The sequence below is a fragment of the Mesorhizobium sp. PAMC28654 genome, assembly GCF_020616515.1.
Lineage (GTDB): Bacteria > Pseudomonadota > Alphaproteobacteria > Rhizobiales > Rhizobiaceae > Mesorhizobium.
The window spans coordinates 6,547,922-6,561,788 of sequence record NZ_CP085135.1 but is presented as its reverse complement, the minus strand read 5'-3'; the positions used below and the strand labels follow the sequence as shown (position 1 = coordinate 6,561,788).

The 13,867-nt window shown below is 63.5% G+C and carries 10 protein-coding genes and 1 pseudogene; all 11 read right to left on the bottom strand.

Translation table 11 applies throughout. The features are described from left to right. Nucleotides 1-166: 166 nt before the first annotated feature. Nucleotides 167-1,039 carry an outer membrane protein assembly factor BamD gene (locus LGH82_RS32480; RefSeq protein WP_227346607.1) on the bottom strand — a complete coding sequence of 291 codons (873 nt, stop codon included), beginning with the start codon at nucleotides 1,037-1,039 and terminating at the stop codon, nucleotides 167-169. A 340-nt stretch (nucleotides 1,040-1,379) separates the two neighbouring features. Further along, complete coding sequence (lpxC, locus tag LGH82_RS32475) at nucleotides 1,380-2,330, bottom strand: UDP-3-O-acyl-N-acetylglucosamine deacetylase (RefSeq protein ID WP_227346606.1); 951 nt, start codon at nucleotides 2,328-2,330, stop codon at nucleotides 1,380-1,382. A gap of 281 nt (nucleotides 2,331-2,611) precedes the next feature. Further along, nucleotides 2,612-4,285: a cell division protein FtsZ gene (gene ftsZ, locus LGH82_RS32470; RefSeq protein ID WP_227346605.1), complete on the bottom strand. Its 1,674-nt coding sequence runs from the start codon at nucleotides 4,283-4,285 to the stop codon at nucleotides 2,612-2,614. A 67-nt stretch (nucleotides 4,286-4,352) separates the two neighbouring features. Then, nucleotides 4,353-5,659, bottom strand: a pseudogene (gene ftsA / locus LGH82_RS32465) (cell division protein FtsA). Further along, a complete protein-coding gene (locus LGH82_RS32460) occupies nucleotides 5,656-6,597 on the bottom strand; it encodes a cell division protein FtsQ/DivIB (RefSeq protein ID WP_227346604.1) in 942 nt (313 codons plus the stop codon). Before LGH82_RS32460 ends, ftsA begins: the two are co-directional and overlap by 4 nt. Further along, nucleotides 6,585-7,511 carry a D-alanine--D-alanine ligase gene (locus LGH82_RS32455; protein ID WP_227346603.1) on the bottom strand — a complete coding sequence of 309 codons (927 nt, stop codon included), beginning with the start codon at nucleotides 7,509-7,511 and terminating at the stop codon, nucleotides 6,585-6,587. Before LGH82_RS32455 ends, LGH82_RS32460 begins: the two co-directional genes overlap by 13 nt. 305 nt (nucleotides 7,512-7,816) lie before the next feature. Continuing rightward, nucleotides 7,817-8,782 carry a UDP-N-acetylmuramate dehydrogenase gene (murB, locus tag LGH82_RS32450; RefSeq protein ID WP_227346602.1) on the bottom strand — a complete coding sequence of 322 codons (966 nt, stop codon included), beginning with the start codon at nucleotides 8,780-8,782 and terminating at the stop codon, nucleotides 7,817-7,819. Then, nucleotides 8,779-10,185: a UDP-N-acetylmuramate--L-alanine ligase gene (gene murC, locus LGH82_RS32445; RefSeq protein ID WP_227346601.1), complete on the bottom strand. Its 1,407-nt coding sequence runs from the start codon at nucleotides 10,183-10,185 to the stop codon at nucleotides 8,779-8,781. The genes murB and murC overlap by 4 nt, the downstream gene beginning before the upstream one ends. After that, entirely contained in the window at nucleotides 10,182-11,309 is a 1,128-nt protein-coding gene (gene murG / locus LGH82_RS32440) for an undecaprenyldiphospho-muramoylpentapeptide beta-N-acetylglucosaminyltransferase (RefSeq protein ID WP_227346600.1), read from the bottom strand. The genes murC and murG overlap by 4 nt, the downstream gene beginning before the upstream one ends. Before the next feature lies 1 nt (nucleotide 11,310). After that, complete coding sequence (ftsW, locus tag LGH82_RS32435) at nucleotides 11,311-12,462, bottom strand: putative lipid II flippase FtsW (protein WP_227346599.1); 1,152 nt, start codon at nucleotides 12,460-12,462, stop codon at nucleotides 11,311-11,313. Then, on the bottom strand, nucleotides 12,462-13,862 hold the full coding sequence (gene murD / locus LGH82_RS32430; protein ID WP_227346598.1) for a UDP-N-acetylmuramoyl-L-alanine--D-glutamate ligase: 1,401 nt from the start codon (nucleotides 13,860-13,862) through the stop codon (nucleotides 12,462-12,464). The genes ftsW and murD overlap by 1 nt, the downstream gene beginning before the upstream one ends. Between the last annotated feature and the right edge of the window lie 5 nt (nucleotides 13,863-13,867).

Below are 13,867 nucleotides of genomic sequence, written 5' to 3'. Positions count from 1 at the left end.
TGCGCCGCACTATCTTTTTGTTTGAGCTTCGGATCAATCCGAAAACCGCTGCGCGCTTCGGTCCGAATGCTCTTACGCAGGTTCCGGTTTTGCGACAAGAACCCGCGACAAACAAAGAAAACCACGCAGACGGCGCGTTGGCGAAGCCCACGAAGTCTGCTTGGGGTCAGGCCCCGGTGATCAGCTTGCCGGCCTTGGAAATCCACGAACCGGCATTCTCGCGCGGCTCAAGCCCATTGCTCTGCAGGAGCTTGTAGGAATCCTTGTACCACTGGCTGTCAGGATAGTTGGTCCCGAGCACGGCCGCGGCCGTCTGCGCTTCCGAGGTCAGCCCCATCGCGTAGTAGCTTTCTGCCAGGCGCGCGAGCGCCTCCTCGACATGGCGGGTGTTGGAATAGTTCTCCACCACCACGCGGAACCGCTTGACGGCGGCGATGTATTCGCGACGCTCGAGATAGTAACGGCCGATCTGCATTTCCTTGCCGGCGAGCTGGTCGTTGGCGAAGCGCATCTTTTCCTTGGCATCGTCGACATATTCGGAATTCGGCCAGCGCGTCACCAGGTCCTGCATCGTCTGCATGGTCTGGCGCGCTTCCTTCTGGTCCTGCGTCACGTCCTTGATCTGCCGGTAGTAGCTCAGGCCAATGATGTACTGGGCGTAGGCGGCATCATCGGTCGACGGATAGAGCGTGAGGTAACGCTTGGCGGCGCTGATCGCGTCGTCATACTTGCCCTGGCGATAATCGGCGAAGGCACCCATCACCATCGATTTGCGGGCCCATTCCGAATAGGGGTGCTGGCGGTCGACAGCGTCGAACTTGCGGCTCGCCTCCTGCAGGCGCCCGGCATTCAGATTGGCAAGGCCCTGATTGTAGAGAACGTCGCCCGGTTCGGTCTGGTCGACATAGGTCGAGAGATCGAGATCCTTCTTCTTATCCGACATGCAGGCTGACAGCAGAAGCGATGGAACAACCACCGAAAGCGCTAGGAAAACGGCCTGTTGCGGCGCTTTCGATTGACCAATTCGCTTGAAGAACATGATTATATTCCGCCCTTTCGGCGTCATTTCAGCCATCGGCAGCAGCCATAAACCATAACCGCCTTACCCGGCAACGCTATCGACGGCCAATCGCACATTTTTGTGGCGTATTGGCGCCGCTTGCCCGCCTGTGCGATTTAGCCGGCCAGTGATGCACTCCTGCAACACAAGCCGACACTGATAAAGCGCGAAAAACGTTAAAAGGCCGTATGATAGCGCGCAGGGAGCACGCACGTGACGTGTTTTCGAAACCGCGAGCGGAGAGCATCGAAATACACTCACAAGCGACGGAAAACCGCCAGAAGGAGCTGTTGATGGAGTTTCCGGATGCCCGCCGGAATCAGATCATCCAGGGCGCGTAGACGGGCGCGTTGACGGCGCTCATCTCGGCGGTGCGGCCACGCTCATTGCGGGTCGTCTCGACGATCTCGAAAGCCGACCGGTCCGACAAAAGCCGGCGCAGCGCCGCCGCATTCAGCCTGTGGCCGCCACGGTAGGACCGGAAGCAGCCGATGAACCGGGCGCCCGCCAGCGCCAGGTCGCCCATCGCGTCCAAAGTCTTATGGCGCGCGAACTCGTTGGGATAGCGCAGTCCGCCCATGTTGATCACGCGGTTGTCGTCACCGATCACCAGCGAGTTCTCAAGCGAGGAGCCGAGCGCGTAACCGGCAGCCCACAGCCGCTCCACATCCTTCATGAAACCAAAGGTGCGGGCGCGCGCGATGTCGCGGCGAAAAATGTCGGCATTGATGTCGGAAGCAAACAGCTGGCGGCCGATCGCCGGGCTTTCAAAATCGATCTCGACCTCGAAGCGAGTGCCGCCATAAGGCCTGAACTCCGCCCACGATGCGCCGTTCTCGATTCGAACCGGCTTGAGCACGCGAATGTAGCGGCGCTTGACCGGCAGCGTGTCGATGCCCGCCTGGTCGATGGCATCCACGAACATGATCGAGCTGCCATCCAGGATCGGAACCTCGTTGCCATCGATCTCGATAACGACGTTGTCGATGCCAAGGCCAAAGAGCGTGGCCATCAGATGCTCGACCGTGGCGATATGCTCGCCCGAGGGATCGCCAAGCATGGTGCAGAGATCGGTCGCGCCAACCTCGGAGACAAGCGCGCGAAACTCGCTGGCTTGGCCGTTTCCACTCGAAAGCTGGAAGATGACACCGGTATCGGCATCGGCCGGCAGAAAATGTACGGTAACCGGGTTGCCGCTGTGAACGCCGGTGCCAGTCAGCGTCGCACGCGATTTTAGCGTCGTCTGGTAGTCGTGCAAAACAATCCCCATAAGCCCATGGTGCCTACGTCCGCTTCTCCAACCCCAAGGCGCGGCTCTTCAATGAATCGGCAGGCGGGCCCACTTCCCCGAGACTCCCAGCACGCCGACTTTCGTCGGTGGCGAAGATAATGGTCGGGCCGGGAGACTCCAAATCACGGTTTCTTACTCTTTGTAACGGCGATCTGGAACATGTACGGCGCCATAGCGCCTTGTTTTAACATCACTTTCAACGTTAACAGGCAAACAATTTCTTGCTTGCCTGTTAACAATTGTTACGGGCCGTTAACGGATCAGTTGGCCTGGCGGCGCAGGAACGCCGGAATCTCCAGCTGATCGTCTTCCTGAGTCGCCCTTGGCTGCGGCGACAGACGGCCCTGATCATCCAACTGGCCACGGCGCGGCGCGTAGAGTTGTGCGTCCTGGCTGGAAAGGCGGCGCACTTCCGGTGCCGCCTGGCGCAGCTTCGGCTCGCGCGGCTGCGCTGGCTGAAGCCGTGCCGGCTCCTCTTCGCGGCGGGTCAGGCCGTTGGTCAGGCGCTTCAGCAGCCCCATCGGTCCGCTGTTCTCATGATGATCGGCCGGCCGGCTCTTGGACTCCACCTCGGCCTTCACCTGCGGGGGAAAATCCTCGACGCGTGGCATGCGCTGGGGCGCCACGGCAACCGGCTGCTGGACTTCACGCTGCTGCGGAGCAGGCTGCATCATCTGCTGGACAACGGGCTGCACCATCGGCTGTGGCTGGGCGGGCGGTGCCTGGAAGATCTTGCTCTGCGGGCGGAATTCGTCCGCGTGGGCAACCGGCATGGGGCGAGCCTGAGCCATGGCCGCGGCATTCGCCTCGGCAAGCTGGATCGCCTCGGCGACCGGGTCCATGGCGCGCGGCTCGTACATCGCCTGCTGGACAGGTGTCGGGCGGCTTTCCTGGGCAACGGCCGGACGGCCGGACGGCTTCTGCGGAGCCGTGCGGATCGAGATCGGCGCGGCGGCGATTTCGGCTGCCGTCTTGTCGATGCCGGTGGCGACCACCGAGACGCGGATGACGCCTTCGAGTTCCTCGTCGAAGGTGGCGCCCAGGATGATGTTGGCGTCCTGGTCGACCTCCTCGCGAATGCGGGTTGCCGCCTCATCGACTTCGAACAGGGTCAGGTCGCGACCGCCGGTGATTGAGATCAGCAGGCCCTTGGCACCCTTCATCGAGGTCTCGTCGAGCAACGGGTTGGCAATCGCCGCTTCGGCGGCGGCCATCGCGCGGCCCTCGCCCGAAGCTTCGCCCGTGCCCATCATCGCCTTGCCCATCTCGCGCATCACCGAACGCACGTCGGCGAAGTCGAGGTTGATCAGGCCTTCCTTGACCATCAGGTCGGTGATGCAGGCAACACCGGAGTAGAGCACCTGGTCGGCCATGGCAAAGGCATCGGCGAAGGTCGTCTTGTCATTGGCCAGCCGGAACAGGTTCTGGTTCGGGATGACGATCAGCGTATCGACGCACTTCTGCAGTTCCTCGATGCCCAGATCCGCCGTCTTCATGCGGCGCTGGCCCTCGAAATGGAAAGGCTTGGTGACGACGCCGACGGTGAGAATGCCCTTTTCACGGGCGGCGCGGGCAACGACAGGAGCCGCACCCGTGCCGGTGCCGCCGCCCATGCCGGCGGTGACGAAGCACATATGCGTGTTGGTCAGATGATCGAGGATCTCGTCGATACATTCTTCCGCCGCCGCACGGCCGACCTCCGGCTGCGATCCTGCGCCGAGGCCCTCGGTGACATGCGCGCCAAGCTGGATCAGCCGCTCGGCCTTCGACATTGTAAGCGCCTGTGCGTCAGTGTTGGCCACTACGAACTCGACGCCGCGCAAGCCGGCGGTGATCATGTTGTTGACGGCATTGCCGCCGCCGCCGCCAACACCGAACACGGTGATGCGCGGCTTCAGCTCGGTGATATCCGGCTTCTGCAGATTGATGGTCATTGTCTCCGTCCTTTGCCTTTCACGCCGCTTCGCCGCCGCGGCCGCCTATGGGGCTGTCCCCGTCAATTCAAAAACTGTCTCTCAACCACTGACTCATGCGATGCAGTTTTCCGCCCGTTCCAGTCATTCTGAGACCAGAATTCCTTTCGCGGGATGGCTCTCGAAGCTCGCCATCTGCGGATAGATCAGAAGCCCCACCGGCGCCGAGAAGGCCGGTCCCTTGGCTGCTTCCGGCAGGCCCGCCACGCCGAGCGGGCGGCCGATGCGTACATTTCGGCCGAGAATGCGGCGCGCCGCCTCCGGCAGGCCGGCAAGCTGGCTGGCGCCGCCGGTCAGCACGACGCGCTTGCCCACCGCATTGCCGTAGCCGGACTTGTTGAGCCGGTCGCGCAGCAGTTCCAGCGTCTCGTCGATGCGCGCGCGGATGATGCGCGTCATCACCGAGCGCGGGATCTGCAAAGGAACGTCGCTGTCTTCGCCGATCGGCTGGATCGAGACCAGGTCGCGATCATCCGCACTGCCCGGCAGCGCCGAACCATGCATCACCTTTAGCCTCTCGGCGGCCTCAAGCGAGGTCGAAAGCCCCTTGGCCATGTCGAGCGTCACGTGATTGCCGCCGATCGCGATGGCGTCGGCATGCACAAACTTGCCTTCCGAGAACACCGAGATCGTCGTCGTGCCGCCACCCATGTCGATGCAGGCGGCGCCCATTTCGAGCTCGTCGTCGACGAGGGCCGCAAGCCCGCTGGCATAGGGCGTCGCCACCATGCGCTCGACCGACAAATGCGAACGGTTGATGCAGAGTTCCAGATTGCGCACCGGTGCCGCGTCGCCCGTCAGCACATGCATGTCGACACCGAGTTGGTCGCCGACCATGCCGCGTGGATCGCGCACGCCACGCTCGGCATCCAGCGAAAAGCCCACCGGCAGTGAATGGATCACCTCGCGCTCGCTCTTCAGCGCCTGCTTGGCGCCAGCGGCAAGCACGCGCTTGACGTCGGCTTCGTCGGCCTCATGGCCGCCAAGGTTGATGGTGGCCGAGAAGGTTTCGCTCTTCAGCCGTCCGGCCGTCATGTTGACGATCAGCGAATCGACTGTCAGCCCCGCCATGCGCTCGGCCGCGTCGACGGCAAGCCGGATGGCGTGCTCGGGCGCGATCGAGATCGACGACGACGCCCGATTTCACGCCCTGTGATTTCTGGTGACCAATGCCAATCACCTGGATGCGGTGCGAGCGTCCGCGCAAAAGCTTGCCGTCATCGTTTGGCTTGAGCTTGGCCACCATGCAGCAGACCTTGCTCGAACCGACATCCAGCACCGTAAGGAGCCGGACCGGCGCGACGAGGAATCGCCTTGACCGCCAAGCCAGCTCATATCTTCGTCTCCGGCTTGCGCTTCAGGGTCTTGGGCTTTTCGTTGAGCGCGGCTTCGCGCTGCGTCGCCGCTTCCGCCGACAGCTGCACGACGAGGCGATCGGAAAGGCGCATGTCGACAGCGGCGATGTCGCGCGACAGCAATCCGTCATCCTTGTCCAGCTTGACGAGCTCAGCAAGCGCCTCGTCCTCGTCCTCCTCGGGCAGCTTGACCGTGACGCCATTGTCCAGCTTCAGGTCCCAGCGCCGGTCGCCAATGCGGATGTAGCCCTTGATACGCGCCGCGAGCTCCGGGTATTTTTCGACCTTGACCAGGAAATCGGGGGCTTGCGCCGGCGCGCCGGCGCCGACGAGCAGCGGCAACAACACCTGCTTGCCGCCGGAGAACGGCGCGATCACCGCGCCGGAGCGCTCGATGACCGACAGGTCACTGCCTTGCTGCCAGAGCGCGAAAGGCTGACGCTCCTCGACACGCACTTCCAGCGTATGCGGATAGACCTTGCGCACGGCCGCGACCTCGACCCAGGGCAGCGTAGCGATACGCTCCCGCGCAGCCTCGGCGTTGAAGCCGATCAGCGATGTCCAGCCGTCGAGCTGCAGCCTGTCCAGGATGTCGATTTCGGACGTCTGCTGATTGCCGACCACCTTCACCTGATCAACGGCAAAGCCGGTGCGAGCGGTGATGTTCTGGACGACGCCGTCAACGTCGCCGCCAAGATAGGCGCCATAGATGGCACTCGACCCCAGCAGCACGGCCGAGAGCATCGTCGCCGAGAAGGGTGGGGCCTTGAAATCCCCCTCACCCAGACGCGCCAGAACGCGCACCGGCCGGCGAAACATGCGCGGCAGCACGAAATGGTCGAACGACAACGGCAGACCGAACAGCGTCGGCCCGGCCGCGCCCTTCCTCTGACCTTGTCCCCATTTCAACGCAGACACGAAGCGTCCTCCACCATCCAACTCAACAACTCACCGAACGAGTGCCCCGCTTGCGCGGCTATTTCCGGCACCAAGGACGTCGGCGTCATGCCCGGCTGGGTGTTAACCTCGAGCCAGACAACCTCGCCGTTCTCGGAGTGACGATCGTCGTAACGGAAGTCCGACCGCGAAACGCCTCGACAGCCGATAGCTTGGTGAGCCTTGAGCGCCAGTGTTTGTATTTTTTGGTAAATATTCGGTGAAACTTTTGCGGGGCATTCGTGCTTTGAGCCGCCAGCCACATATTTTGAATCATAGTCGTAGAAGGAATGGCCGGTCGGAATGATCTCGCAGACGCCGAGCGCGACGTCGCCCATCACCGCGCAGGTAAGCTCCCGGCCGTGCACATAGCGCTCGACCATGACGATATCGCCATATTTCCACTCGGATGAACCGATGACCTGCGGCGGATGCGATTGCCCCTCATGCACGATGACGACGCCGAAGCTCGACCCTTCGCTGACCGGCTTGACCACATAGGGCGGCTTCATCGGATGCTTGTTTTGAATGGCGAAGCGATTGGTGACCTTTGATTCGGCAACCGGAATGCCGACGGTCTTGGCGATCTTCTTGGCCTGCTCCTTGTTCATCGCCAGCGCCGAGGCAAGCACGCCGGAATGGGTATAGGGAATGCCGAGATATTCGAGGATGCCCTGGATGGTGCCGTCCTCACCGAAAGGCCCATGCAGCGCGTTGAAGGCGACATCCGGCTTGAGCTCGGCAAGCACCGAGCTGACATCACGGCCGACGTCGACGCGCGTGACCTGATAACCTTCCTGCTCGAGCGCATCGGCACACGACTTTCCCGAGGACAAGGACACGGGCCGCTCGGACGAAAAACCACCCAGCAGGACGGCCACATGCTTGTTTTTCATTCCCCGTCATCCCCTCTCACGGCGGACCAAAAACCAAGATTTTCCGCAACATCGAGTCCGAGTCTCCCGGCAGGTTGCCCCCCCCAGACGGAAAACGCTGAAAACGCGTCGAACGACTCAAATCAGGAAACGCTTTTCAGCAGAGAATCAGAGAGTTGATTCACTGGCAAGTACTTACGATTCCGAGAGATTCACTTTCTGAGAAAATGGATGCGAAAACCGTGTCGTTGAGTCATTACTGCAACGTTGCGGGACGGTTTTGGCCTCATTGAAGTTCATGTATCACATGAACTTCAATGAGCCTCCTAGAGGAGCTGTCCGAGAAACTCCTGGACGGCATGGCCCGGCCGGAAATCGCCGATGCGCTTGATCTCCCACTGCAGCCGGATGCCCGAATTTTCGAGCACCCGCGTGCGCACCGTTTCACCCAGATATTCGAGGTCGTAGCCGGTCGCGGTGCCGGTGTTGATCATGAAGTTGCAATGCATCGGCGACATCTGAGCGCCGCCGATCATCAGGCCGCGACAGCCTGCCTTGTCGATTTCCTTCCAGGCCGAGGTGCCCTCGGGATTCTTGAAGGTTGATCCCCCAGTCTTTTCGCGGATCGGCTGCACGGTTTCGCGGTGGTTCTGGACGGCGTCCATCGCCGCCTTGATAGCCGCCTTGTCCTCGGCAAAGCCTTCAAACACGGCCGAGGTGAAGATCAGCCCGGCGGGTGCCGCCGAATGGCGATAGGCATAGCCCATCTCGGCATTGCTCAGCATATGGACATTGCCCTTGCGATCGAGCGCCCGCACCTCGACGACGCGCTCGCGCGTCTCGACGCCATTGGCGCCGGCATTCATCCTGAGCGCGCCACCGATGGCGCCGGGAATGCCGTGGTAGAAGTGAAAGCCGCCAATGCCCGCCTCATAGGCGACAGCGGCAACGCGCTTGTCGGGAGTGGCGGCCCCCGCCTTGATCGTGGCCGGGCCAGTGACCTCGGCGTCGCCAAAGCCCTTCGCCGAAAGCCGGATGACAAAACCCGTAATGCCGCCGTCGCGAACCAGCAGGTTCGAGCCGACACCGACGACGGTCAGCGGAATCTCTTCGGGAACCGCTCTCAGGAACGTGGCGAGGTCGTCCTCATCCGCCGGCTGGAACAGCGCCTCCGCCAGTCCCCCGGCACGGAACCAGGTGATCTTGTCCATCTCGGCATTGGGCGTGATACGGCCGCGCAGGCCGGCAAGCCGGTCTCCAAGCTGATCAATCAACGCCTGGCCGCGCATCATGAAGCGGTACCGCCGAGTTCCTTGGGCAGCGCATAGGCCCATTGGGTGATGTTGCCGGCGCCGAGGAAGACGACGAAATCACCGGGCTTGGCGATATCGCGGATGATCGGCGCGATCGCGGCGGGGCTTTCGATGTAGCGCGCGTCTCGATGGCCGCCGGCGCGGATGCGCGATACCAGCGCATCGGAGGTCACGCCGTCGATCGGCTCCTCGCCCGCGGCGTAGACCGGCGCCACCATGACGGTGTCGGCATCGTTGAAGCAGACAGAAAACTCGTCGAACAGATCATGCAGGCGCGTAAAGCGATGCGGCTGGGCGATAGCAATGACACGGCCCTTGGTGGCGCCGCGCGCCGCCTTCAGCACCGCCGTGATCTCGACCGGATGGTGGCCGTAGTCGTCGAAGATGTCGACGCCGTTCCAGGAACCGGTATGGGTGAAGCGCCTCTTGACGCCGGCGAAGGAGGACAGCCCCTTCTTGATCGCTTCGGCGGACAGGCCAAGCTCATGGGCGACCGCGATCGCCGCCGTCGCGTTGGAGACGTTGTGGCGACCGGGCATCGGCAGCCGCAGGCCGGAGATCGTGGTCTCGCCGCGCGTCTTGCGGTCGCGGATCACCACGTCGAATTCCGAGGCTGGACCATCCGTACGATGGTTGGTGAAGCGGACGTCGGCCTGCGCGTTCTCGCCATAGGTGATGACGCGGCGGTCCTCGATGCGTCCGACCAGCGCCTGCACCTCCGGATGATCGGTGCACATCACGCCAAAGCCGTAGAACGGCACATTCTCGACGAACTGGCGGAACGCCTCGCGCACCTTGTCGAAACTGCCATAGTGGTCGAGATGTTCAGGATCGATGTTGGTGACCACCGCAATATCGGCCGGCAGCTTCAAGAAGGTGCCGTCGCTCTCGTCGGCCTCGACCACCATCCATTCGCCATCCCCCATGCGGGCATTGGTGCCATAGGCATTGATGATACCGCCATTGATCACGGTCGGGTCGAGCCCGCCGGCTTCCAGCAGCGTCGCCACCATCGACGTGGTCGTCGTCTTGCCATGCGTGCCGCCGATCGCCACGGCCTGGCGGAAGCGCATCAGTTCGGCCAGCATCTCGGCGCGGCGCACGATCGGCAGCAGCTTTTCACGCGCCGCCTTCAGCTCGGGATTGGATTTCTTGATCGCGGTGGAGACGACCACCACCTCGGCATCGCCGAGATTGTCGGCGTGGTGGCCGACGAAGCACTCGATGCCCTTGTCGCGCAGCCGTTGCACATTGGCGCTGTCGGACTGGTCCGAGCCCTGCACCTTGTAGCCGAGATTGTGCAGCACCTCGGCGATGCCGCTCATGCCGATGCCGCCAATGCCGATGAAATGCACAAGCCCGATAGTCCGCGGCATCTTCATGCGTGCGTCCCCTTCCTGAATTCCGAAACAGATTTTCTGGACGCAATAGCCTCTGTCAGATCGGCGAGCAACCGTGCCGCGTCGGGCCTTCCGGCCGACTTCGCCGCTGCCGCCATTGTCGCCAGCCGCCCGGGGTTGTCCATCAGCCCGCCAACCAGCGCGGCGACGCGCTCGGGCGAGAGCGTGGATTCCGGATGGACCTCGGCGCCACCGGCCGCGGCAAGGGCCGCCGCGTTCGCCGCCTGGTCATGGTCGAGCGCATGCGGATAGGGCACCAGCAGTGCCGGCCGGCCGATGACGGCGATCTCCGACACGGTCGAGGCGCCGGATCGCGACACCACCAGATGCGCCGCTGCCATACGCGCCGCCATATCGGTGAAGAAGGGCGACACCTGCACATCGACACCGAGCGCGGCATAGGCAGCCTTCACCCGCGCCACGTCGTCGGCACGTGCTTGTTGCGTGATCACCAGCCGCTTGCGCTGCGCCTCGGTGAGCATGGCGACCGCCGCCGGCACCGCGTCGGAGAAGAATTGCGCGCCCTGGCTGCCGCCGAACACCAGAAGCCGGAAAGTCTGCTCGCCGGATGACTCGCTGTAGGGCGTCTTTGCCGCCTCCAGAACGGCGGGCCGAACCGGATTACCGGTCGTCACCGTCTTGGCGCCTGCGGCACTCGAATCCTCGGGCAGGAACCCGCCGGCAATGGCGTCGACGCGCCCGGCCAGCGCCCGGTTGGCGCGCCCCATCACCGCGTTCTGTTCATGGATGAGCGTCGGCACCTTGCGTCGCGTGGCCGCGTAGAGCGGCGGCAGGGTCGGATAGCCGCCGAAGCCAACAACCACGTCCGGCCTGATCCTGCCGATGATGGCGGACGCCTGGCGCACACCGCGCCAGATCTTCCAGAACGCGCCAAGCACCGCCACCGGGTTCTTCGACCCCATGGTGGCCGACCGGATCGGATGAATGGCGGCGGCTGGGAAATTGCCGGCGAAACGCTCGGCGCGGTCGTCCGTGGCCAGATGCACCGTCCAGCCGCGCGCGATCAGCTCATGCGCCAGTGCCTCGGCCGGGAAGAGATGCCCGCCCGTTCCACCCGCCGCCAGAAGGATCGTCCCCCGCGCCATGTCACTCCGCCGGCATGGCGCGCTGCGACAGGCCAAAGCCCATCTGCTTGCGCTTTTCCGGCCGCTTGCGCGTCAGCGCCAGCACCATGCCCATCGAGATCGCGATGGCGATCTGCGACGAACCGCCATAGGAGATGAACGGCAGGGTCATGCCCTTGGCCGGCACCAGCTGCAGGTTGACGCACATGTTGATGACAGCCTGCAGGCCAAACACGGTGACCAGACCGCCGACGGCGTAGCGCGTGAAATCGTCATGCTCCTTCAGCGCCGTATTGAGGCCGCGCAGGACGATGAAGGCGAAGATCGACATGATGAAGAAGCACATGATCAGCCCGAATTCCTCGCCGGCGACGGAGAAGACGAAGTCGGCGTGGCTGTCGGGGATGACCCGCTTGACGGTGCCCTCGCCCGGCCCGACGCCGAACCAGCCGCCATTGATCAGCGCGTCGCGGCCCATGTCGACCTGGAACGTATCGCCTTCGCCGGTCAGGAACTTGTCGATACGCAAGGCAACGTGCGGAAACACGGTGTAGGCTGCGAACACCCCGCCGACGCCTGTTGCACCCAGCACGGTGATCCAGATCCATGGCAGCCCCGCCATGAAGAACATGATGCCCCAGGTGCCGGTCGTCAGCATGGTCTGGCCGAGGTCAGGTTGCGCGACCAGCAGGGACACGACCAGTACCAGCAGCAGCATTGCAAACAAATTGCCTGGAATATCCGGCTGGCGTTTGTGTTCGGCGAACAGCCAGGCGCACATGATGACGAAGGCTGGTTTGAGGAACTCGGACGGCTGGATCGACAGGCCGGCGATCGACACCCAGCGCCGCGCGCCCTTGACCTCGACGCCGATGTAGAGAACCGCCACCATCAGAACCAGCATGATGCATAGCATGACCAGCGCCATGCGCCGGATCTGCCTGGATTCGAGGAAGGACACGGCCAGCATCACGCCGAGCGCCGGGACGGTGAAGATGATCTGTCTCGTGGCGAAGTGGAAACTGTCGAGGCCGATGCGTTCGGCCACTGCCGGGCTGGCGGCGAAGGACAGCACGATGCCGAGCCCCATCAGCGAAAGGAACGCTGCCAGGAACCAGCGATCGATCGTCCACCACCAGGTCGCAACCGGACTTTTGTCGAGACGGCTCTGCATTATCGTGCCCCTCCGATGGGTTTCACACCCTCGATAGCATTCGCGGCTTGCCTGAAGGCTTCGCCGCGCACTTCGAAATTCTTGAACTGGTCGAAACTGGCGCAGGCTGGCGACAACAGCACCACCGCCTCGCCGCTGCCGTCCTTGGCCGCATCATCAGCCGCATGCTCGACCGCCGCGGCCAGCGTGCCTGAGATCTCGTAAGGCACCGTCTCGCCGAGCGTCGCCGAAAAGGCGGGCGCTGCCTCGCCGATCAGATAGGCCTTGGCGATGCGCGGGAAGAAGCCGCGCAACGGCTCGATGCCGCCTTCCTTGGGCAAGCCGCCGGCAATCCAGTAGATGCGCGGGAAACTCGACAGCGCGGGCGCCGCCGCATCGGCGTTGGTTGCCTTGGAATCGTTGATGAACAGCACGTGGCCCTTGCGGCCGACCTGCTCCATGCGGTGTGCCAGCCCAGGGAAGCTTTCCAGCCCGGACTGTATTTCGCCCAGATCCAGCCCGACCTTGAGACAGGCGGCGACAGCGGCCAGCGCGTTCTGCGCATTGTGCTGGCCACGCAGCGAGCCAATGCCTTCGAGGAAAGCGACGCGGCTGTAGCGGCCATCGACCGCTTCCATCAGATCGCTGCCGTCAGCGAAATAGCCGTCGGTCAGCGGCAGCCGCTTGGAAATACGGATGACATGGCGGCCCGCCCGCTCCAGGCGATCGGCGATCTGGGCGCACCAGGAATCGTCGATGCCGATGATCGCCGTCTCGCTGCCGGCCACCAGCCGCTCCTTGATCAAAGCGTAGTGCTGCATCGTGCCGTGGCGGTCGAGATGGTCCGGCGTGAGGTTGAGCAGGATGCCCGCCGTCGGGTTGATCGAAGGCGCGAGATCAATCTGGTAGGACGAGCATTCGACGACATAGTGCCGCGAAGGCTCCGGCGGATCGAGCGTCATTACCGCGCGACCGATATTGCCGCCCATCTGCGTGTCGCGCCCCGCGGCTTTCAGGATATGCGCCGTCAGCGCCGTGGTCGTCGACTTGCCGTTGGTGCCGGTGATGGCGACGAAAGGTGCCGTCGGCGCCTGCAAGGTCCGTTCGCGGCAGAAAAGCTCTATGTCGCCTATGACCTCGACGCCGGCGCCCTTGGCCAGTTCCACCGTCCAGTGGGGCTTCGGATGCGTCAGCGGCACGCCGGGCGACAGCACGAAGGCCGAGAACTTAGCCCAGTCTGCGCCGCGCAGGTCGGCTGTGGGAATGCCCACTGCACCGGCCTTGGCGACGCTGTCGGGGTTGTCGTCCCAGGCCAGAACATCCGCCCCGCCCGCAATCAGCGCGCGTGCGGTGGCGATCCCCGAGCCGCCAAGCCCGAAGAGCGAAACACGCTTGCCAGAGAAGGATGCCGCGGGGATCAAACGAT